We start from the raw sequence: 21,605 nt of genomic DNA on the forward strand, positions 1-21,605 counted from the left end.
AAATCCTCGCTAGCTGGATTTAGTCGTCGTGGAAGCCGCCTCGCGCGGCGTGCGCAGGGCGACGTAGATCGCAGGGATGACGAGCACGGTGAGCAGCGTCGAGGACGCGAGCCCGAAGAGAAGCGAGATCGCCAATCCCTGGAAGATCGGATCGAGCAGGATGGTCGCGGCGCCGATCATGGCAGCAAGTGCGGTCAGCAAGATCGGCTTGAAACGAACGGCGCCGGCTTCAAGCACGACCTCACGAAGCGACTTGCCTTCCCCGCCACTGTGCCGGATGAAATCGACAAGCAGAATCGAGTTGCGCACGATGATGCCGGCAAGCGCGATGAAGCCGATCATCGAGGTGGCCGTGAACGGCGCGCCCAGCAGCCAATGTCCCACCAGGATGCCGATCAGCGTCAGCGGGATCGGCGTCAGGATCACGAGCGGCAGGCGGAAGCTCTTGAACTGAGCGACGACCAGCACGTAAATGCCGAGAATGGCTGCACCGAAGGCGGCACCCATATCGCGGAACGTCACCCATGTGATCTCCCATTCGCCGTCCCACAGCAAAGTGGGACGGGATTCATCGGTCGGCTGACCGTGCAGGCTGATCGCAGGCTTCGGCAGATTGCCCCAATCATGCGCATCCACGCGATCCGCAACCGCCAGCATGCCGTAGAGTGGCGCTTCAAAACGCCCGGCAAGCTCAGCCATCACCATGTCGGCGAAGCGCCCGTCGCGGCGGAAGATCGTCGGCGAGCCCTCCTCCATGGTCGCCTTCACGACCTGGCCAAGCTCGACGACCGTCTTGCTGCCGGGCAGCGTGTTGGCGGGCACCGGTGTCGAGGCCAGTGCCTCGTCCCAGACCAGGTGGCGCTTGCCGAGATGCACCGCGATCTCGATCGGGTTGCGATCCTCGCCACGATGCGAGTAGCCGATCGAGATGCCGCCGAACAATGCCTGGATCGTGTCATAGACATCGCGCTGCTCGACGCCGAAAAACTCGAGCCGGTCCTGGTCGATCGACAGCCGCAGCCGCGGCCGCTTCTCGCCGATGGAATCGTCCACATCGACGATGAAGGGGACCTCGGCAAAGACCTTCTTCAGTTCGGCCGTCACAGCGCGGCGCGTCGCGGCGTCGGGACCGTAGATTTCGGCCAACAGCGTCGCCAGCACCGGCGGCCCGGGCGGCACTTCGACCACCTTGATGCTGGTGCCCTTCGGGATGTCAAGCGCCCTCAGCCTTTGCCGCAGCTCCAGAGCGATATCATGGCTTGCCCGATTGCGCTCGCCGCGGGCAGCCAGGTTAACCTGCAGCTCGCCCATCTCTGGCTTTTCGCGCAGATAATAGTGCCGCACCAGGCCGTTGAAATTGAACGGCGCCGGCGTGCCGGCATAGGATTGTAGCGAGGTTGCCTCCGGCAATTGCCGCGCGATCTCCGCCGCGCCGAACAGCGTGCGCTCGGTCGCCTCCAGGCTCGCCCCTTCCGGAAGGTCGACCACAACGGCGATTTCCGACTTGTTGTCGAACGGCAGCAGCTTCACCGTGACCGACTTGGTCGCGAACAGCATCATTGACAGCAGAGTCGCGATGCCGACGCCGAGCAGGAAGATCCAGGCGGCGCGCTTACTCCGAACGATGGGAGTGGCAAAGCGCCGATAGAGCCGCCCCAGCCGCCCTTCCTGGTGGCCGGCCTCGATCCCTGCAGCCTCAGTTCTCGGCGCCAGCTTGAGCATGAGCCAGGGTGCTACGACCATCGCTACAAAGAAGGAGAACAGCATCGCCGCCGAGGCATTCGCCGGGATCGGCGCCATGTAAGGGCCCATCAATCCAGAGACGAACAGCATCGGCAACAGCGCAGCGACCACCGTGAGCGTGGCAACGATAGTCGGGTTGCCGACCTCCGCCACCGCCTCGATCGTCGCCTGCAATCTCGGCCGGCCGTCGCGCATGCCCCAATGCCTCGCGATATTCTCAACCACGACGATGGCGTCATCGACCAGGATGCCGATCGAGAAGATCAGCGCGAACAGACTGACCCGGTTGATGGTGTAACCCATCAGGTTGGCCGCGAACATCGTGAGCAGGATGGTCGTCGGAATGACGACGAAGGTCACAACCGCCTCGCGCCATCCGATCGCGATCGCAATCAGCACCACGATCGAGACCGTGGCGAGCCCAAGGTGGAATAGGAGTTCGTTGGCCTTCTCGTTGGCAGTCTCGCCATAGTCGCGCGTCACCGTTACCTGAACGTCGTCGGGAATGAGGCGCCCCTTCAATCCCTCAAGGCGCCGGCCGATGTCGGCCGAGACCACGACTGCATTGGCGCCGGCGCGCTTGGCGAGCGCCAGGCTGACCGCGGGTACACGCGTCCACTGCCCCTTCTCGTCGCGCGCGTCGTTCCAGACCCGATGCTCGGCCGTATTTGGTCCGATGATGACGGAAGCGACGTCCTTGACATAGACCGGCCGACCGTCGCGGGTCGAGATCAAGAGCAATCCAATGTCGGGAATGCCCGCGAGCGTCTGGCCGGCCGCGACATTGCGCACGACGCCGGCATCGCGGACCTGGCCAGCCAGGAACGAGCGATTGGCGTCCTTCACCTTGGCCACGAGCTGCTGCAGGGTGACGCCGAACAGCGACAATTTTTCCGGATCTGGCTCGACCCTGATCTGCTGCGCCGCGCCGCCAGAGATGTAGGTCAGTCCGATGCTGTCGATCTTTATGAGCTCCGAGCGCAGCTTGTCGGCGAGCTCGAACAGGTCCTTGTCCGTCCAGCGCCCGGCCGCCTCTGGCTTCGGCGCCAGTGTCAATACAGTCACCGCGACATCATTGATGCCACGACCGACGATCAGCGGTTCGGGGATGCCGACTGGGATGCGATCGATATTGGCGCGGATCTTCTCATGGACGCGGAGGATCGCATCCTCCGACTTCGTTCCGACCAGGAACCGCGCGGTGACCATCACGCGGTCGTCCTCGGTCTGGCTGTAGACATGCTCGACGCCGTCGATGCCCTTGACGATCGCTTCCAGCGGCTTCGTGACGAGTTCAACTGCGTCGGGACCGCGCAAGCCATCGGCATTGACGCGGATATCGACCATTGGCACGCTGATCTGCGGCTCTTCCTCACGCGGGATCACCACGACGGCGATGAGGCCGACCACGAGCGCCGCGAGCAGGAACAACGGTGTCAACGGCGAGGCGATCGTCGCCTTGGTAAGCCGGCCCGAGAGTCCGAGATTCACGGCCGCACCAATTGGTCGCCGGCACGGATGCCGGACAGGATCTCAAGCCCATCGGGAAGCGCGGGCGTCGGCAGCTCGCGACCGCGCTGCACCGGCACGTCGACAACCCCGCCCGCCTTCTGAAGCCGCACGTAGTCGATCCCGAACCGGGTCGTCACGTAGCCTGCCGGAATGACGAATGCCTGCCGCAGGCCGCCGGAGATCCACACCCGCAGCCGATCCCCGACGAAGTATTCGCCGAGACCCTGGACGCTGGCGTCTGCAATGACACGACCTTCCTCGATCTGCGGATAGACGAGATCGATGACGCCCCATTTGGACGCATCCTCACCAAGCTCGGCGCCGTCGACCCGAATCCTGTCGCCGGCCTTGAGCAGACGCGCGTGCCGCTCCGGCACCCGCAGCCGCAACTTGAAGTGCTGCTGCGCGACGGTGACGATCGCGTCGCCGGACATCACCACAGAGCCGACAGTCACGAGCTTTCTCAACACCCGGCCACCGGAAGGCGCCAGCACCTGACCCTCGCTGAGCTGCTGCGCGATCACGGCGCGCTCGGCGGTCTTCGCGCGCAGCCCGTTCTCGGCGACGTTCAGCGCGGTCCTCGCCTCGTCAAGCTTGACGCGCGGGAGGGTGCCGCGTTCGACAAGGCCTTCGATCCGCGAGAAATCGATCTGCGCCTGATTGGCTTGAGCCTGGAGCGCCTCGATCTGCGCATCGAGGGCCTTCATCTGAAGGGCCAGCTTCTCGTCACCAATGATCGCGATCGCCTGGCCGGCAGTAACAGGATCCCCTTCCCTGACATTGAGCTGGACCACAATTCCGCCGATACGTCCGCGCGCGGGCACCACGCTGACACTCTCCACCGTTGCAAACACGGCCTTTTCGTCTGCGACGGGGTGCTGTGTCACGGTGAACGCTTCCGCAGCGGCGAGACCGGTCTGCAGGGCGGTGGCCGCAAGAACCGCCAACAATCCTAGGAGTCGCATGGGGCGTGTCCGGGCGATCATGGAACCATTACACCGCGGCGCGGTGTCCTTGTGTGTGATTTCGTTCAGCTTTATCGGGGTCGCGCGTTGATCTTGCTCAACGCGCCGCAACTTGAGCGCTCGTAGATTTCACTTCGACCTTGCGGACTTGGGTGCACAAAACACCTGATAGAGCGTCTTCAGGATCTCGCGGGCCGGCTCGCTCGCGATCGAATAGAAAATCGTCTGCGCGTCGCGACGTGATGACACAAGGCCATCCTTGCGGAGGAGCGCAAGATGCTGAGAGACCGTGGAGTCTCGCAGGTTCAGGAACTCGGCGAGTTCGCCGACCGAGCGCTCACCCTCGATGAGCTGGCAGATGATGAGAAGCCGGTGGCGGTTGGAAAGCGCCTTCAACAGGTCGCTCGCCTGGTCGGCCGCCCGCTCCATGGTTTCGCTATCTATTTTCATACTTGCGTATATACGAATTTATGAATATCTTGTCAAGCATCGCGGCAGAACAGCCAGACCCAACTGGCGGAGCCGCTTATCCAGCGGAGGTAACCCATGGCGGAAGTTGTCGTAATTGGAGCCGGTCTTAGCGGGACGCTGATGGCCTATGAATTGCTGCCCCAGCTCGGAAAGGACGATCGTCTGAGCGTGATCTCGCAGGGCGCTATCTATCATTTCGTCCCATCGAACCCCTGGGTCGCGGTCGGCTGGCGAAAGCGCGATGAGATCGAGATCGATCTCGTTGACATCATGAAGCGCAAGGGCGTGCGGCTACTGACGCAGGGCGCCAAGCGCCTGCACCCGACCGAGAACCGCGTCGAACTCAGCGATGGCACGTCGATCAACTACGACTATCTGGTCGTCGCGACGGGGCCCGAGCTTGCCTTCGACGAGATTCCCGGCCTGGGCCCGCAAGGCCACACGCAATCAATCTGCCACGTCGATCACGCCTCGCACGCCAAGGACGCATTCGAAAAGCTCGCAGCCCGTCCCGGCCCGGTCGTGATCGGCGCGGTCCAAGGGGCCTCCTGCTTCGGCCCGGCGTACGAATTCCTGTTCATCCTGGAAACCGAGTTGCGCCGGCGCAAGCTACGCGATCAAGTCCCCATGACGTTCGTCACCTCGGAGCCCTATGTCGGCCACCTCGGCCTGGACGGCGTCGGCGACACCAAGGGCCTTCTCGAAGGCGAGATGCGCGAGAAGCACGTCAAGTGGATTACCAACGCACGCGTCAAGGGCGTCGAGGCGGGCAAGATGGTCGTCGAAGAGCTCGGCGAGGGCGGCGCGGTGCACAAGACACACGAGCTGCCCTTTGCATATTCCATGATGCTGCCCGCGTTCCGCGGCGTCGAGGCGGTTCGCGGCATCGACAAGCTGACCAACCCGCGCGGCTTCGTAATAGTCGACAAGCACCAGCGCAACCCCGCCTTCCCAAATGTCTTTGCCGTCGGCGTCTGCGTGGCAATCGCGCCGGTCGGTGCAACGCCGGTGTCGGTAGGCGTGCCGAAAACCGGCTTCATGATCGAATCCATGGTGACCGCGACCGCGCTGAATATCGGCGCCCTGCTCCGGGGCAAGGAGCCGAGCGCCCAGCCGACCTGGAATGCGATCTGCCTTGCCGATTTCGGCGATTCCGGCGTCGCCTTCCTGGCGCAACCGCAGATTCCGCCGCGTAATGTCAACTGGTCGTCCAAGGGCGAGTGGGTGCACTACGCCAAGGTCGCCTTCGAGAAGTATTTCCTCCGCAAGATGCGACGCGGCGAGAGCGAACCGTTCTATGAACGCTTCCTGCTCGACAAGCTGAACATCGCCAAGATCAAGGAGGTCCGGACGGGCACATGAGCGAGACACGCCAGATCGTCTGTGGGCATTGCGGGCGGACCAACCGCCTGCCAGCCGAGCGTACGCCGGAAGGCGCGCGCTGCGGCGCCTGCCACCAGCCGATGTTTACCGGCCATCCCATCGAGGTGGACGAGGAAGCCTTTGGACGTCATGTCGTCAACAGCGACATTCCCGTTCTGGTCGACGTCTGGGCGCCCTGGTGCGGGCCATGCCGCGCCATGGCGCCGATGTTCGAACGCGCCGCGCAGCAACTGGAGCCGCAGATCCGGCTGTTGAAGCTCAATTCGGACAACGCTCCTGCGTTGTCGTCGCGCCTCAACATCACCGGCATCCCGACCTTGCTGCTGATGCGCGCCGGCCGCGAGATCGCCCGCCACGCCGGCGCGATGGATGCACGCAGCATTGTGGCTTGGACCCAAGCCAGCCTGACCCGTTCGTAACGCCAACATAGTCAAAGAGGAGCATGCCATGAATGTCGACAAAGCCGTTCTCGCCTTCGCAGGTTTCGTCGTCCTGCTTGGACTCGCACTGGGCACCTACGTGAATGCGTACTGGTATCTGCTGACGGCGTTCGCCGGGCTGAACATGCTGCAGGCCTCGTTCACGGGCTTCTGCCCCGCTGCGATCGTGTTCAAGAAGCTCGGCCTGAGCAGCGGCTGCGCGTTCTCCTGAGCGCGACGCGGCGAAGACAGCCCAATTCCACGGAGACAGTCCATGACCTATCACTTCTCGAAAACGGTCGACCTGCCGTTCGACGCAGCGGTTGCGGCCACGACCGCAGCGCTGAAGCACCATGGCTTCGGCGTGCTCACCCAGATCGACGTGAAGGATACCCTGAACAAGAAACTCGGGGCCGAGTTTCGACCCTACCTCATCCTCGGAGCATGCAATCCCAAGCTCGCCTATGAGGCGCTGACCCTCGAGGACAAGATCGGTACGATGCTTCCCTGCAACGTCGTAGTTCAGCAGCGGGAGGGCGGCAAGGTCGAGATTTCGGCAGTGGATCCCGTCGCCTCGATGGCGGCCATCGAGAATCCGAAGCTCGGCGCCGTCGCCGGACAGGTCCGCGAGTTGCTGAAGCAAGTCGTCGCCGAGATTGCGTGAGACCATTCGCAGATTGCAGAGGCCGACCATGAGCGACGACACCTTCATCGAGGGACCTCTCTACGAGAAGCGGAAGAAGGTCTATCCGCAATCCGTCCAGGGCCCTTTCCGCCGCATCAAATGGGCGATCCTCTGCGTCACGCTCGGGACCTACTATCTCCTGCCCTTCGTGCGCTGGAATCGCGGACCCGGCCTGCCGGACCAGGCGGTGCTGATCGATCTTCCGCATCGGCGCTTCTACTTCTTCTTCATCGAGCTGTGGCCGCAGGAGGTCTACTATTTCACCGGGCTCTTGATCATCGCGGCGATGACGCTGTTTCTGATGAACGCGGTCGCCGGCCGGCTGTGGTGCGGCTACATGTGCCCGCAGACGGTGTGGACCGACCTGTTCTACGCGGTCGAGCGCTGGGTCGAGGGCGACCGGCGTGAGCGCATGCAGGGCGACAAGCGCTACTGGACGTTCGATCACATCCGGAAGGTCGTGCTGAAGCACTTTCTCTGGATCATGATCGCCTGGTGGACCGGCGGCGCCTGGGTGCTGTATTTTTCCGACGCGCCGACGCTGGTGAAGGAGCTCGCCACCTTCCAGGCCCCGTTCATCGCCTATCTCTGGATCGGCATCCTCACCGCCACGACCTATGTCTTTGCCGGTCACGCCCGCGAGCAGATGTGCATCTACATGTGTCCGTGGCCGCGCATCCAGGCGGCGCTGACCGACGAATGGGCGCTCAACGTCACCTATCGCCGCGACCGCGGCGAGCCGCGCATGTCGGTGAAGAAGGCGGACACGGCCCGCGCGCATGGCGATCGCGCCGGCGACTGCGTCGATTGCCATCAGTGCATAAATGTCTGCCCGACCGGCGTCGACATCCGCAACGGAATCCAGCTCGGCTGCATCCAGTGCGGCCTGTGCATCGACGCCTGCGACAACGTGATGCGCGAGATCGGCCGGCCCGCCGGCCTGATCGGCTACGATACCGACATCAACATGCAGCGCCGGCGCGAGGGCAAGCCGCCGCTCTACCGCATCATCCGTCCGCGCACGCTGACCTATGCCGCGGCCATCGCCATCGTCGGCGGCATCATGCTCTATGCCCTCGCGACGCGTACGACGATGGACGTCAACGTGCTGCATGAGCGCAATCCCCTCTTCGTCCAGCTCTCGGATGGCGGGGTGCGCAACGACTACACCGTCCGTATCCTCAACAAGGGCGCGCAGCGATCGTTTGCGCTCGAGGTCTCCGGCCTGCCCGGCGCCACCGTTCGCGTCGCCGGCATCGAAGCCGGCTCCGACGGCAAGCCCGTCATCGAGGTCGGGCAGGATCAGACCCGCGAGGTCAGGCTGTCGGTGCAGGTCGGCCCCGGCGACCTGCCGAAGACCTCCCGCGACGTCGGCATCGCCATCACCGACACCGCCGGTGGCGGACGCGCAAGCGCCCGCGATCATTTCGTGCCGGGCGAGCAGTAGCTCCCACATGCCATGGCGCATCCGGCGGCTGCCGCCGGATGCTGAACGAGACGTTAACACTACCGCTCGAATTGAAGCGGTATCCCAACGGGATTTTCCAATCTTTGCGCTAAGGATGACCGCGTAACCCGGGCTCAGCCCGCGTGAACGGGGACGACGGGACGTGGTCGACATCGCGCACCAGGCAGCGATCAATCCGGCATCGGCAAAGCATGCCGCGACGACGCGCGCGCTCGTCCCGCTTGATGCAATTGAAGCCGGCCAATGGCGCGCGCTCGCGCAGCGGGCGGTCGAGCCGAACGGATATTACCTGCCCGCCTGGGAGCTCGCCGTCAGCGCGACCGCGCGCGGCCGCACGGGGGCCTCGGCACTGCCCGCATTGGACGGATATTCGACGCGACTGATCGGGCTGATGCCGGTGATCTCGCTGTGGCGGGCATGGAAGATTCCCCTGCCCGCGTTGGTGAGCGCGCATCCCTATGGCACGCTGTGCAGCCCGCTGATCGACCGCGACGCTCCGATCGAGGCGGCGACGCGTCTGCTGCAGCAGGCGCGAGAGACCGGCGCGCATGCGCTCGTGCTGAACGACGTCGCGCTCGACGGCGCGGCCATGGCGTCGCTCAAACAGGCTCTCAATCGCGACGGCCTGAAGCCGCGTGTTCTCAGCTCCTACATCCGCGCCAGCCTCGATGCGACGCAGGACGGCGAGACGCTGCTGCGCGAGGCGCTCGGCGCCAGGAAGCTCAAGGAGCTGCGTCGCCAGCGCCATCGTCTCGAAGAGCACGGCCCCGTCGTGTTCGAGGTCGCGCGCCGGCCTGACGAGATCGGGCCCGCACTCGAAGCATTCTTGCAGCTCGAAGCCAGCGGCTGGAAGGGCAAGCGCGGCACCGCGCTGATCCAGCATGCGGGCGATGCGACCTTCATCCGCCGCGCGGTGCCGGCGCTGGCAGAGACTGCGCAGTGCGAGATCGTCAGCTTGCGCGCCGGCACGATTCCGGTCGCCGCCGGCATCGTGCTGCGCCATCAGGACCGCGCCTTCTTCTTCAAGCTCGGCATCGACGAACGCTTTGCAAGATATTCGCCGGGCGTGCAGCTCACGCTCGACCTCACCCGTCGCCTCTGCGCCGACCCCGCCATCGCCAGCGCGGATTCCACCGCGAGCGCCGACCACCCCATGATCAACCCGATCTGGCGCGGGCGCTTTGCGATCGGTGACGTGCTGATTCCGCTGCGGCGGAACGATCCGGTCGTGCCGCTCGTTCACGCAGCACTGGTCGGCCTCAACGCCGCGCACGAGGCCACGCGACGCGTGGTCCGCCGCCTCCGCAAATAAGCGAAACCTACTCCGCCGCCTGCGCGTTGATCTCCGCCGAGACCTGGCGGATGGCGCGGGCGAGCAGGTTCGGGTCCTGCGCGCCGGAGACGGCGTATTTCTGCGCGAAGACATAGGTCGGCACGCCGGAGATGCCCTTCTCGGAGGCTTCCTGCGCGTCGGCCGAGACGCGCGCGACGTCCTCGTCGGTGGCAAGGCGCTTGCGCACGTCGTCGGCATCGAGGCCGACATCGGCGGCCGCCTGCACCAGCACGTTGACGTCGGTGAGGTCGCCGCCATCGCGGAAGTAGAGCTCCATCAGGCGTTGCTTCATCTCGGGCGCCTTGCCGATCGCTTCCGCCCAGAGGATCAGGCGGTGACAGTCGGTCGTGTTGGGCTGACGTGCGACCAGCTCCGGCTTGTAGACGAGGCCCTCTTCGCTCGCGGCCGCGACGACGCGCCCCGCAATGCCCTTATAGGCGTCGACCGAGCCGAACTTCTGGGTGAGATAGTCCTCGCGGCTGATGCCCTCGCGCGGCACCCACGGATTGAGGAAAAAGGGGCGGAAATTCAGCTTGACCGGAACGTCGGGCACGAGCGCCAGCGCGCTTTCGATGCGATGCTTGCCGATATAGCACCACGGGCACACCACGTCGGAGACGACGTCGATCTGGAGCGGTTTCAGCGTGCTCATGTCAGGCGCCTCCTTCGGGCACTTTAAGGGTTCGCCCAAAGATAGGCCGAACCCGGCCCGAGGCAAGAGCGCTATGTCATAGCTGCTGCCATCTGCTTCAGCCGCTCCGCGGTACGCTCGTCGGCCGGAAAGAACGTCTCCAGCGCAAGCTCCGACAGGGTGATGTCCACGGGCGTGCCGAACACCATGGTGGTGGAGAAGAAACTTAGTATCTCCCCCTCGTGGCGCAGCTTGAAGGGGATGGCGACATTGTCGCTCGACAGCGGCGCCGATCGTGCCGGGATCGGGTAGCTCTTCAGGTCGTTGTAGAGCTTGATTAGCTCCGGATCGGCCGTTGCCTCGCATTGCCGGTGCAGCCGCTCCAGCAGATGCCCGCACCACTCCGCGAGATTGACCGTGCGCGGCGCCAGCGCCTCGGGATGAAACGCGAGCCGCAGCACGTTGAACGGCTGGCCGAGCAGCCGCTGCGGAATGCCGTCGAGCAGCGGCGCCACCATGCGGTTTGCGGAGACCAGGTTCCAGTGCCGGTCCACCGCGAGCGCCGGATTGGGCTCGTGTGCCTTGAGGACGAGGTCGATCGCCTGGCGGGCTGATTTCAAGGCGGGATCCTCCAGCGGGCGCTGCGGAAACGCCGGCGCAAAGCCGGCGGCGACCAGCAGCACGTTGCGTTCGCGCAAGGGCACGTCGAGACGTTCAGCGAGCCTCAGCACCATGTCGCGCGAGGGCGCGGCGCGGCCGGTCTCGACGAAGCTCAGATGCCGTGCGGAAATCTCCGCCTCGCCCGCCAGATCGAGCTGACTCATCCGGCGGCGCTGACGCCATTCGCGCAAATGGTCACCGATATGGATCGGCTGGCTGCGTTCGGCGTGCGCCGTGGATGCATGTGCGTTCATGGTCGAAAACCTAGCACGCGGATTTCAGCCCTTCCATTACCCGCGAGGTAATCGAATTGGCGCTTGAGTTCCTGAAATCGCTGGATTGCCGACGCGCGTCGATGTCCGCGCAATGGTCATGCAAGACCATTGCCGGGCATTTCCTGGGCCGTCTTCCGGCGCGCCCACAGTGGCCTCGGACGCGCAGCCTGCACCGTCCAAGCGCCACCGGCCGATAAGTCCCGCGACAGATGCAGAATGACTACTGCGACCGATCCGACGTCCACCCCTTGTACTCGGCGACATTGTCCCGGGTCACAAGTTTCGACGGCAGGAGTTCGACGGTCGATGCCGGCTTCTGGCCATTGAGAATACCGACACCGACCTGCACGGCGCGCCGCGCCATGAAGAACGGATCCTGTGACGCGGAAGCCTGGATCTGCAGCGATGCGGGATCCTTCAGCGCGGCCTCGATGTCGGGCGCGCCGTCCACCGCGGTGATGACGATGCCGGTGCGGTTTTGCTGGCGCGCTGCGAGGTCGGTGCCGATCGCCTGCGGATCGTTGATGGCGAAGATGGCATCGATCTTGGGGAAGCGGGTCAGGTAACCCTGCGCAACGGTGAGGCCGCCCTCGCGCGAGCCCTTGCCGTCCTGATCGTTGGACAACACCTTGATGCCGGGATTCTTCGAGAAGACGTTCTTGCAGCCGACAACGCGGTCGATCACGGCGGAAACCTGCGGCCCGTTCTCGATGATGACGTCGCCCTTGCCTCCCAGCTTGTCGACGATGTACTGGCAGGAAATCTCGCCGGCCTGGACGTTGTTCGTGGTCACGGTGGCATCGGCGCCTTCGGCCGCGGTGTCGACCGCGACGACGACGATACCCGCCGCCTGTGCCTTCTTGATTGCCGGTCCGATCGCCTTGGGGTCGCCGGGGTTCAACAGGATCAGGTCGACGCCGGCGGCGATGAAATTGTCGATCTGGGTGACCTGCTTGCCGAGGTCGTATTCGAAGCCGACCGTGGTGACCTTCACATTGGGATTGGCCTTCTTGGCCTCGAACTCGGCGCCCTTCGACAGCGCGACGAAGAACGGGTTGCCCAGCGAGCCGAGCGAAACGCCGATCGACTTGAGCTCCTTGGCGAAGGACGGCGCGGTGCTTAGGGCAAGCACCGTCGCGGCGCCGGCAAGCGTGATCGTCTTCAACATTGGCTTCCTCCCTGGTCTGTCTTCATCTCCGGCACGGCTGACCAGTTGCCGTACCGGAATCTCACATCGAACCACCCGCGCTCAGCTGCGCGCCGCACCTTTCAGGTTCTGGCCGAGCCTTGCAACCGGTAGCGGTCCAGCGCCACGGCGCCGATGATCACCAGGCCCTTGATCACATATTGCCAGATGTCCGAGACGCCGGTGAGGATCAGGCCGTTCGACAGGACCGCGATGATCAGCGCGCCGACCAGCGTGCCCCAGATCGAGCCGATACCGCCGACGAAAGAGGTGCCGCCGAGGATCACGGCGGTGATGGCGTCGAGTTCATAGGACTGGCCGAGTTGAAGGCCGTTGGCCGCATAGAGCCGCGCCGCCTGCATGGCGCCGCCAAGTCCGGCCAGCAGCCCCGATGCGCCGTAGACGAAGATCAGCACGGCCCAGACCTTGATGCCGGCAAGCCGCGCCGCGCTCTCGTTGCCGCCCACCGCGTAGATGTGCACGCCGAGCACGGTCCGGCGCAGCACCAGCCACGAGACGAGGATGACGAGCAAAGCGATCACCGAGAGCCACGAGATCGAAGCAACGCCCGGAACGAGCGTCAGCGAGCCGTTGCCGATGAAGGCGTAGGGAATGGAAGGATTGAACACCGTGGTGTCGGCGCCGAGCAGCCGCGCCAGACCGCGCACGGCGGTGAGCGAGCCCAGCGTCACGATGAACGGCGGCAGGCGCAACAGCGCGATCAGCGCGCCATTGACGACACCGAAGCCGAGGCCGGTGAGAACGGCGGCCGGCAGCCACAGCGCCCCGAGCTCCGGCAGTTTCGAGATCGTCAGGCCGGCCATCGCGGACGCCGCCAGGATCGAGCCGACCGAGAGATCGATGCCGCCGGTCAGGATGACGAAGGTCATGCCCGCGGCAAGCACGGTGTTGACGGCGGCCTGCTGCAAGACGATGCCGAGATTCTGTCCGGTGAAGAAACGGCCATCCGACAGGTAGTGAAAGCCGGCGCATAGCAGCAGCAGCACCGGCAGCATGCCGGCCGCGCGGATCAGAAGCCTGATGCGCTGACGCCTGGTCTCCTGGGCGGCGGCCAGGCCGTTTGCCGTGGCGGCCTTCGCCTGCGTCGATCCGTTATCAGGCATCGAGATGCTCCATCCCCGTAGCAAGTGCCATGATATCCTCCTGATTGAGCGGCGCCGTCTCGGTTCGGCTGACCTCGCCTGCGATGTGTCCCGACCGCATCACGATGACGCGATCGCAGATGCCGATGATCTCCGGCAGGTCGGACGAGATGACGAGGATCGCTGTGCCGGCCTTGGCGAGATTGTCGATGATCGAATAGATCTCCGACTTCGCGCCGACATCGACGCCGCGCGTCGGCTCGTCGAGGATCAGGATCTTTGGCGCGATGGCGAGAAGCCGCGACAAGAGCACCTTCTGCTGGTTGCCGCCGGACAGGCCCCCGGCCGGCACGCCGACATTGGCCGCGCGGATGCTAAGCCCCGCGAAGGCCCTGTCGGCGCGCTCGCGCGCCTTGTCACCATCCAGGAACCAGCCAAGCTTCGCATCGCGCCCGAGCACCGCGAGATTGATGTTGTCCAGGCATGACATGTCGAGAAACAGGCCGAGCGCCTTCCTGTCCTCCGTCAGATAGGCGATGCCGGCCTCGAGCGCCTCGCCGGGCGTGCGGATGTCGATCGGGCGGCCTTCGAGTTCGAGACGGCCCGACGTTTTTGCCGCCGCGCCGATGATGAGATGCGCAAGCTCCGTGCGTCCGGCACCGATCAGGCCGGCAAGCCCCACTACCTCGCCGGCATGCACGGTGAGCGAGCAGCCCTTGACGCGCCGGCCGTCAGACATGTCGATCGCACTGAGCACAGGGTGTCCCCGCCCCGCCTCCGGGTCATGGTCCTTCTTGTAGAAAGAGGAGACGTCGCGCCCCACCATCAGCCGCACGATGGTATCGGCCCGGATTTCCGGCTTGTCGAGCGAGCCCACGAGACGGCCATCGCGCAAGACGGTGACGCGGTCGCCGAGCGCGTAGACCTCGTCCATGCGATGCGAGATGTAGATGATGGCGAGCCCCTCGGCGCGGAGCTGACGGATCAGCGCGAACAGCCGTTCGCTCTCGCCGGCCGACAGCGCAGTGGTCGGCTCGTCCATGATCAGGATTTTCGACCTCGCGTGCAGCGCACGCGCGATCTCGACGAGCTGGCGCTGGCCCATCGACAGATGCGCCACCAATGTCGATGGCTGGAAGTCCGCGCCCAGCCGTTCCAGGATGGGGCCGACGCCCTGGCGCATGGCGCCGCGCGCCAGCAAGCCCGAGCGCGAGATCTCGCGGCCGAGATAAATATTCTCCGCGACACTGAGATTGGGAGCCAAAGACAGCTCCTGATAGATGATGGAGATGCCCGCGGCGCGGCCGCCGAGCGGGCCTTCGATCCGCACCGGCCTGCCTTCGATGCGGATCTCTCCGCCCGGATCGGGCCGGTAGGCGCCGGACAATATCTTCATCAGAGTCGATTTGCCGGCGCCATTCTCGCCCATCAGGGCATGGATTTCGCCGGGATAGACGGTGAGATCGACGGCACGCAGCGCCTTGATGCCGAAGAAGCTTTTCGAGACCCCGCGCATCTCGAGGATCGGATCGTTCATCGTGCCTCCCGACGCACAATGCGTTTCCCACCCGCGTCTCGTTTTCTCAGCGCGGTTCGCGCATTAAACAAAACGCCGCGGCACAGGGCAATACCGAACCGACGGGAAAGCGAAATCGAAACGGCGCTAGCGGCGTGGCCGATACAGTTCGCGCCAGGCGGGAAGCCGATCGGCATAGGCATCGACGAGCACGCGATCAGGCTCGAACGTCTCGATGCGTCGCGGCGGCGTACAGACGGCGTCGATTGCCTCACCCGTGACAGCAAGACGCCCTAATCTTGCCGCACCGAACGCCGCTCCGGTTTCACCTTCGGCAAAGCGATGGATCGGAACATTCAGAACGCTTGCCAGCACCGACAGCCAGAACCGGGACCGTGAACCGCCTCCGATGGCATCGGCTTCCGCGACCGTAATGCCGGCATCCGCGAGCACGTCCCGGCAATCTGCCAGCGCGAAGGCAACGCCCTCGAGCACGGCCTGCACGATCGCCTCGCGATCGGTGCCGTGGCTCAAGCCATCGAGCATGCCGCGCACGACGGGGTCGTCGTGCGGTGTCCGCTCGCCCGCCAGATAAGGCAGGAAGCTCACCGGAGACGGCACCTGCGGGCGGGACCCAAGCGGTGCCAGCAATTCCGCCTCGGCAATGCCGAACAAGCGCGAGATCCAGGCAAGACAGGAGGCCGCCGAGAGAATCGCGCCGGCCTGAATCCACATTCCTGGGATGGCGTGGCAGAACGTGTGCACCCCGCGATCCGGGTTGGCGGCGATCCTGCTCGTCGGCACCAGCAAGGCGCCCGAGGTTCCCAGCGAGATGAACGCGGTTCCCGCCCTGATCGCGCCAATGCCGACGGCACCCGCCGGATTGTCACCGGCACCGCCCGCGAAGCTCGGCCGTCTGACCATGCCCCAGCGTTGCGCGAGCTCGCTGCGCAATGTTGCCGCGGGCGCGCAGCCCTCGACCAGTCGCGGCATGTGATCGCGCGACAGGCCGGTCGCGGCCAGTGCTGCATCCGACCAGTCCCTCCGCGCGGCGTCGAGCCACAGCGAGCCCGATGCGTCCGAGACATCCTCGACGGCTTCGCCCGTCAGGACCAGGCGCAAATAAGCCTTCGGAAGCAGGACGCGTTTCGTCGCGGCAAAAACCTCGGGCTCGTGCGTCGCAATCCAGAGCAGCTTTGGCGCGGTGAATCCGGGCATCGCCTTGTTGCCCGTCGTCGCGCGCAAGGCGGGCCAGCGTTGCTCCAGGATGCGGCACTCGGCGACGGACCGCCCGTCGTTCCAGAGGATGCAAGGCCGCAGCGGTCTTGCGCTCGCGTCGAGCAGCGTGGCGCCATGCATCTGGCCCGACAGTCCGATGCCTTCGACCACGGCCAACGCGCCGGCATGCGTCGCCTTCAAGGCATCCAGCGTGGCGAAGGTCGCCTCGACCCACTGCGCGGGATCCTGCTCGGAGTAGCCGGGCCGCGGCGAAGCGGTCGCGAGCGGCCGGCTTTCGCTGGCAATCACGCGCTGCGCGGAGTCGACGAGAACGGTCTTGACCGCCGAGGTGCCGAGATCGATGCCGAGATACATGGATGCGAACAATTGCCGACGCCGGATGGACGACGGCGGTCGGATGGCCCAATCAATCCAAGAAGCCTGATCGCGTCAAGGCAGGCTCTGCCATTCGTCGATCTCCAGGCCGAAAGAGCCGCAGAGCCGCCCCGCTTACCTGCGAGGTAATCGAATTCGGCGTCGCTGCGGCGCATCTTCCCTAGCACAGGAGATGATCATGATCGCGCTGCTGCTCTACCGGACCGTTGCAGACCACCTTGTTCCCTGGGCCATGGCGCTCGCCACCCGCATGCTGGCGCGCAGCCTCAACATGCCCGAGCCGCTGGTGCATTCGACCGGCGACTATGTGGTCGCACAGGTGCTCGCCTTCGAGCACGCGTCGGCAGGAGCCTCTGCCCGTTCCGCATCGCCCGCCTGCTCAGCGCCTGGTGGCGCGGACTGCGCTGAATTCCACCCCAAGATTCCACCCCCAAGCCCAACCCAAGCAAGGAGACCTACGATGATTGACGCATCCACCTTCCTGCGTCGCGCCCTGCTCGCCGACGCGATCTTCAGCGGCGCGGCCGCCCTCGGCTTCACTTTCGGCGCAGGCGCCTTCGCAACGTTGTTCAACCTGCCCGAAGCGCTGCTGCGCGAGACCGGCCTGTTCCTGATCGCCTACACCGCGCTGGTCGGCTGGTTTGCCGCGCGCGCCGCGGTGCCGAAGCCGCTCGTCCTGCTCGTTGTGGTCGGCAACGCGGCCTGGACGGTCGGCAGCATCGCGCTGCTGCTCTCGGGCGCGGTCTCGCCGAACATCGCGGGCGAGCTCATGGTCGTGGCCCAGGCGATCGCCACCGGCGTCTTCGCCGAGCTGCAATATGTGGGATTGCGGAAGAGCGGGCGCGTCGTGGCGGCGTGAGGCCGCATCCGCTGCTGTCGTCGCCCGGTTTAGCCGGGCGACCCAGTATTCCAGAGACGCCTGAGGGATACGGAGAAGCCGCGGCGTACTGGATGCCCCGCTTTCGCGGGGCATGACACCGCGATGAACGGCTACGCCCGCGCGCTGCCGTTGGCCTTGCCGACGGCGTGGCCGTTGAGCTTCTTCTTTTTGACGGCCTTGGCGCCTGCCTTCTTGGCCTTGGCTTCCGTGCGCGCCTTCACCTTGGCGCGTTCGGCCCGCTCCTCGGCGCGCAGCTTCTTGCGCTTGGTCTCGCAGGAGGCGCATTTGCAGCCGATCGGCTTCAGATAGGCTTTGAAGTAGTCGGTGCCGTAATCGTAGTTGATCTCGTCGCCCGGCTCGATGTTCTTGATGGCACGGATGAAGACCTTGCGCTCGCGCGGGCGAACGTCGGACTCGGCGTTGGGCCGGCAGGAATGGTTGATGTAGCGGGCGAGGTTCTTGCGCACCGAGCCGTCGATGGTCCAGCGGCCGTTGAGCTCGAACAGATATTTGTTCTCGATCTCGTCGTGCGCAGGAATCCGCGAGTCCAGGATCGGTCCGAAATAACGGATGATCCGGGTCCCCTTCTTGATCGGTTTGGTGGCGAAGAGGCCGAGCCCGGTCTTGGAGCGGCCGACGCGATAAGGTTTGTTCGACGAAATGGCTGGCATGATCTGGAGAACGAGGACGCGAACAAGGCCGGACGGGCCCAAGCGAAGCCGCTCTTCTAGAACGATTCCGCGCCGCTGTCAGGTCTCAGGTAGGCCTGTTTGAACCTTGCCCACAATCAAGACGTCTGATGGTACGGAGTTCCCGATGCATCAAAGCCTCATGATGACCCGCATCACCACAACGTGCCTGGCCGTGTTGCTGATGTGCACCGTCCTTGGTGGCGCAAACGCCCAATCCGTGGGCAGCACGTACACTTCGACGGCGCCCAAGGACTGCCGCCAGCTCGGAAAGCCCAGCGAGCTCGACGGCAGCACGACGCGTATGTGTCCCGGCAAAGATGGCCTGATGGTGCTGATCGCCGAGGACGATCTTCGCGAGATCGTCTCGGTCGGGCGCAATCGCAAGGAAGCGGCCGAGGAGCCGGCGGCCAAGACCTGGTTCGCCCCGTTCAATTCATCCGAGACCACCGTCGAGTGGCACGCCGCCGGCCAAAAGCCGTTTGCGATCATCCAGCGCTGGCACATCGCCGACGGCAGCGATCCCGACAAGCAGGGACGGCCAAACACCAAGGCCATGCTGGTCGTGACACGGCTGCCGCCGGGCCCGGTCTGCCATGTCGCCTATGTCGATGCAATCGCCAACCCGAACGCCAATGAGCTCGCGCGCAAGGCCGCGGACGATTTCGCCCGCGGCTTCACCTGCGGCAAGGACGAGGTGAAGGTCATCGGCACGCGCGGCCGCGCCGTCGAGTTCGCGACGATGCGGTAGGGGCTGCGCCCGATCGAAGGCGCTATGTCGGCAACTTCGCTGTAATCGGCGCCGTCAGCATCACCTCAAGCAGCCGTTCGGCCGTCGTCCCCTCGGGCAGCCGCTCCAAAATATCCTTGAGCCGTCCGTCGAGCAGCAGGGTGGTGAAGCCGTGCACCATCGACCAGGCGCGCGCGATCGCGGCGCCCTGGTCGAGCGTCAGCGCGTCGCCGCTGATCTGCTCCTGCCGCATCGCGCCGATGGCGTTGGCAAGTCCGGCGAAGGAGGCTTCGGCAGCCTCGTGCAGCGAGGGCCTGGAATAGTCGAGCCGCTCGGTGCGGAACATGATGCCGTACATGCCGGGATGGGCCTGCGCATAGGCGACATAGGCTTTCGGCCGCGCCAGCGCGCGCGCGAGCGGCGTGGTCGCGGTGTCGCAGGCTGACGCCATCGCCGCGTTGAACTGGCGGAAGCCGACGGCCGCGAGCTCGCTGAGAAGGCCGGTGAGATCGCCGAAATGATGGGTCGGCGCAGCATGCGATACACCCGCCTCGCGCGCCACCGCGCGCAACGTCAGGCCCGCAAGCCCGTCGCGCTCCAGCACCCGTTCGGCGGCCTGGAGCAGCGCCTCGCGCAGCGCGCCGTGATGATACGGCGCCTCCGTCTTCGCACTGGCCGGTCGGCGTGCGGGACGTCCGCTCGTTGCCGACGATGTCTTACTCGGGGCGCGCGCGATGCGCGCCGCTTCGGTCCTGGTTTCGCTCTTCGGATCGCTTTTGCCCATGAGCCAACCTATATGACGCAATATTGACAGTGTAAAGATTTCGCTTGACCGGCGCGGCGATCGGCCCTATCTGATCTTTACGATGTAAAGATAAGAGGGATACGCCGTGCAGCACGACGCCATCGCCGAGCGCCGCAACAATATCGCGCCGATTCCATTCGAGGCCGACGCGCCCTTCCTCAAGATCATCGGCGAATTGCCGCGCGAGCTGAACGGCACGCTCTATCGCAACGGCCCCAATCCGCAGTTCGATGCGTCCGGCGCGCACTGGTTCGTCGGCGACGGCATGCTGCACGCCTTCCACCTCGAGAATGGCCGCGCCAGCTACCGCAACCGCTGGGTCCGCACGCCGAAATGGCTCGCCGAGCACGACGCCGGCCGCGCTTTGTTCGGCGGCTTCGGCCGCAAGCTGCCGGATGCCCCGGCTGATCTCACCGACGGCGGCGTCGCCAACACCAACATCATCTTCCATGCCGGCAAGCTGCTGGCGCTGGAAGAAGCGCATCTGCCGACCGAGATCGAGCCGGGCACGCTGGCCACGCGCGGCTATCACAATTATCAGGGCCGCATCGCCGGCAGTTTTACGGCGCATCCGAAGATCGATCCGGTCACCGGCGAGATGCTGTTCTTCGGCTACAACGCCGCGGGACCGCTGACGCCTGCCCTCTCCTTCGGATCGATCGATGCGTGCGGCAAGGCGACGCGCTTCGAGCGGTTCGAGGCGCCCTATGCCAGCATGGTGCACGACTTCATCGTCACCGCGAACCATGTGCTGTTTCCGATCCTTCCCATCGCCGGCAGCATGGAGCGCGCGATGAGCGGACGGCCGCCCTATGCCTGGGAGCCGGACAAGGGCGCCTATGTCGGCGTGATGAAGCGCAACGGCACGGCCAAGGACATCGTCTGGTTCCGCGGTGAAGCCTGCTACGTCTTCCACATCATGAATGCCTGGGAGGAAGGCAACCGCATCGTCGCCGACGTCATGCAGTTCGAGGAAGCGCCGCTGTTTCCGCATCCCGACGGCCGGCCGACCGATCCGGAGAAATCGCGCGCCCGCCATTGCCGCTGGACCTTCGATCTCTCGGGGAATACCGATCGCTTCCAGCAGACGTATCTGGACGACCTCACCGGCGAATTCCCGCGCATCGACGATCGCCGCGCCGGGCTGAAGAGCCGTCACGGCTGGTACGCCTGCCCCAATCCGAAACTGCCGATGTTCGGCGCGCTGTCCGGCATCGTCCATGTCGACGGCAACGGCAAACGGCTCGGCCATTATCTGCTGCCGGCCGGCGACACCATCTCCGAGCCGGTCTTCGTCGAGCGATCGAGCGATGCAGCCGAAGGCGACGGCTGGCTGCTCGCCGTGGTGTGGCGCGCGCGGGAGAACCGCAGCGACCTCGCCGTGTTCAATGCCACCGACATCGAGGCCGGCCCCGCCGCATTGGTGCAGCTCGGCCACCGCGTGCCCGACGGCTTTCACGGCAATTGGGTGGGAGCGGCATAGCCGTCATTCCGGGGTGCGACGAAGTCGCGAACCCGGAATCCATTTCACCGCGTG

20 protein-coding genes and 1 pseudogene are annotated in these 21,605 nt (G+C 65.2%); 10 read left to right on the forward strand and 11 right to left on the reverse strand.

Annotated elements, in window-relative coordinates; translation table 11 throughout:
• Window positions 1–9 precede the first annotated feature (9 nt).
• From ACE10W_RS25930 to ACE10W_RS25940, 3 genes are all read right to left on the reverse strand, one after another.
• Window positions 10–3,234, reverse strand: a complete 3,225-nt coding sequence (locus tag ACE10W_RS25930) for an efflux RND transporter permease subunit (RefSeq protein ID WP_304547650.1) — start codon at window positions 3,232–3,234, stop codon at window positions 10–12.
• Window positions 3,231–4,220, reverse strand: a complete 990-nt coding sequence (locus tag ACE10W_RS25935) for an efflux RND transporter periplasmic adaptor subunit (protein ID WP_038967177.1) — start codon at window positions 4,218–4,220, stop codon at window positions 3,231–3,233. Before ACE10W_RS25935 ends, ACE10W_RS25930 begins: the two co-directional genes overlap by 4 nt.
• A gap of 129 nt (window positions 4,221–4,349) precedes the next feature.
• Window positions 4,350–4,649: a helix-turn-helix transcriptional regulator gene (locus ACE10W_RS25940; RefSeq protein ID WP_236842090.1), complete on the reverse strand. Its 300-nt coding sequence runs from the start codon at window positions 4,647–4,649 to the stop codon at window positions 4,350–4,352.
• 117 nt (window positions 4,650–4,766) lie between these two features.
• On the opposite strand from ACE10W_RS25940, the gene ACE10W_RS25945 reads away from it, so the two are divergent.
• From ACE10W_RS25945 to ACE10W_RS25970, 6 genes are all read left to right on the forward strand, one after another.
• The gene (locus ACE10W_RS25945) at window positions 4,767–6,053 is read left to right on the forward strand and encodes an NAD(P)/FAD-dependent oxidoreductase (protein WP_011088518.1); all 1,287 of its coding nucleotides are present in this window, start codon (window positions 4,767–4,769) and stop codon (window positions 6,051–6,053) included.
• The gene (gene trxC, locus ACE10W_RS25950; protein WP_304547651.1) at window positions 6,050–6,493 is read left to right on the forward strand and encodes a thioredoxin TrxC; all 444 of its coding nucleotides are present in this window, start codon (window positions 6,050–6,052) and stop codon (window positions 6,491–6,493) included. Before ACE10W_RS25945 ends, trxC begins: the two co-directional genes overlap by 4 nt.
• Window positions 6,494–6,521: 28 nt before the next feature.
• Complete coding sequence (locus tag ACE10W_RS25955; protein ID WP_011088520.1) at window positions 6,522–6,725, forward strand: DUF2892 domain-containing protein; 204 nt, start codon at window positions 6,522–6,524, stop codon at window positions 6,723–6,725.
• A 42-nt stretch (window positions 6,726–6,767) separates the two neighbouring features.
• Window positions 6,768–7,157 (forward strand): DUF302 domain-containing protein, encoded by a 390-nt coding sequence (locus ACE10W_RS25960; protein ID WP_011088521.1) that lies wholly within the window; start codon window positions 6,768–6,770, stop codon window positions 7,155–7,157.
• 28 nt (window positions 7,158–7,185) lie between these two features.
• Window positions 7,186–8,625: a cytochrome c oxidase accessory protein CcoG gene (ccoG, locus tag ACE10W_RS25965; RefSeq protein WP_304547654.1), complete on the forward strand. Its 1,440-nt coding sequence runs from the start codon at window positions 7,186–7,188 to the stop codon at window positions 8,623–8,625.
• A gap of 163 nt (window positions 8,626–8,788) precedes the next feature.
• Window positions 8,789–9,958: a GNAT family N-acetyltransferase gene (locus ACE10W_RS25970; protein ID WP_304547656.1), complete on the forward strand. Its 1,170-nt coding sequence runs from the start codon at window positions 8,789–8,791 to the stop codon at window positions 9,956–9,958.
• A gap of 7 nt (window positions 9,959–9,965) precedes the next feature.
• Here ACE10W_RS25970 and ACE10W_RS25975 read toward each other — a convergent pair whose 3' ends face one another.
• The 6 genes from ACE10W_RS25975 to xylB all read right to left on the reverse strand — a co-directional run bounded on the left by ACE10W_RS25975 (window position 9,966) and on the right by xylB (window position 16,943).
• A complete protein-coding gene (locus ACE10W_RS25975; protein ID WP_011088524.1) occupies window positions 9,966–10,631 on the reverse strand; it encodes a DsbA family oxidoreductase in 666 nt (221 codons plus the stop codon).
• 71 nt (window positions 10,632–10,702) lie between these two features.
• Window positions 10,703–11,524 (reverse strand): helix-turn-helix domain-containing protein, encoded by an 822-nt coding sequence (locus ACE10W_RS25980; protein ID WP_011088525.1) that lies wholly within the window; start codon window positions 11,522–11,524, stop codon window positions 10,703–10,705.
• A gap of 241 nt (window positions 11,525–11,765) precedes the next feature.
• On the reverse strand, window positions 11,766–12,713 hold the full coding sequence (locus ACE10W_RS25985; RefSeq protein ID WP_028173320.1) for an ABC transporter substrate-binding protein: 948 nt from the start codon (window positions 12,711–12,713) through the stop codon (window positions 11,766–11,768).
• Window positions 12,714–12,814: 101 nt separating this feature from the next.
• Window positions 12,815–13,855 (reverse strand): ribose ABC transporter permease, encoded by a 1,041-nt coding sequence (locus ACE10W_RS25990; protein WP_375762057.1) that lies wholly within the window; start codon window positions 13,853–13,855, stop codon window positions 12,815–12,817.
• On the reverse strand, window positions 13,848–15,371 hold the full coding sequence (locus ACE10W_RS25995; RefSeq protein WP_028173319.1) for a sugar ABC transporter ATP-binding protein: 1,524 nt from the start codon (window positions 15,369–15,371) through the stop codon (window positions 13,848–13,850). Before ACE10W_RS25995 ends, ACE10W_RS25990 begins: the two co-directional genes overlap by 8 nt.
• Window positions 15,372–15,497: 126 nt before the next feature.
• Window positions 15,498–16,943: a xylulokinase gene (gene xylB, locus ACE10W_RS26000; RefSeq protein WP_011088529.1), complete on the reverse strand. Its 1,446-nt coding sequence runs from the start codon at window positions 16,941–16,943 to the stop codon at window positions 15,498–15,500.
• Window positions 16,944–17,142: 199 nt separating this feature from the next.
• Here xylB and ACE10W_RS26005 point away from each other — a divergent pair.
• Window positions 17,143–17,372, forward strand: a pseudogene (locus ACE10W_RS26005) (hypothetical protein).
• A gap of 52 nt (window positions 17,373–17,424) precedes the next feature.
• Window positions 17,425–17,823, forward strand: coding sequence for a hypothetical protein (locus ACE10W_RS26010; RefSeq protein ID WP_011088530.1), 399 nt, complete (start codon window positions 17,425–17,427; stop codon window positions 17,821–17,823).
• Window positions 17,824–17,954: 131 nt separating this feature from the next.
• Here ACE10W_RS26010 and ACE10W_RS26015 read toward each other — a convergent pair whose 3' ends face one another.
• Window positions 17,955–18,515, reverse strand: coding sequence for an SET domain-containing protein (locus tag ACE10W_RS26015; RefSeq protein ID WP_011088531.1), 561 nt, complete (start codon window positions 18,513–18,515; stop codon window positions 17,955–17,957).
• A 163-nt stretch (window positions 18,516–18,678) separates the two neighbouring features.
• Here ACE10W_RS26015 and ACE10W_RS26020 point away from each other — a divergent pair, with 163 nt between their 5' ends.
• Window positions 18,679–19,284, forward strand: a complete 606-nt coding sequence (locus ACE10W_RS26020) for a hypothetical protein (protein ID WP_370205779.1) — start codon at window positions 18,679–18,681, stop codon at window positions 19,282–19,284.
• 22 nt (window positions 19,285–19,306) lie between these two features.
• Here ACE10W_RS26020 and ACE10W_RS26025 read toward each other — a convergent pair whose 3' ends face one another.
• Window positions 19,307–20,047: a TetR/AcrR family transcriptional regulator gene (locus ACE10W_RS26025; RefSeq protein ID WP_011088533.1), complete on the reverse strand. Its 741-nt coding sequence runs from the start codon at window positions 20,045–20,047 to the stop codon at window positions 19,307–19,309.
• Window positions 20,048–20,153: 106 nt separating this feature from the next.
• Here ACE10W_RS26025 and ACE10W_RS26030 point away from each other — a divergent pair, with 106 nt between their 5' ends.
• The gene (locus ACE10W_RS26030; protein ID WP_304547658.1) at window positions 20,154–21,551 is read left to right on the forward strand and encodes a carotenoid oxygenase family protein; all 1,398 of its coding nucleotides are present in this window, start codon (window positions 20,154–20,156) and stop codon (window positions 21,549–21,551) included.
• Window positions 21,552–21,605 lie beyond the last annotated feature (54 nt).

The organism is Bradyrhizobium sp. B025, assembly GCF_042257955.1.
Lineage (GTDB): Bacteria > Pseudomonadota > Alphaproteobacteria > Rhizobiales > Xanthobacteraceae > Bradyrhizobium > Bradyrhizobium diazoefficiens.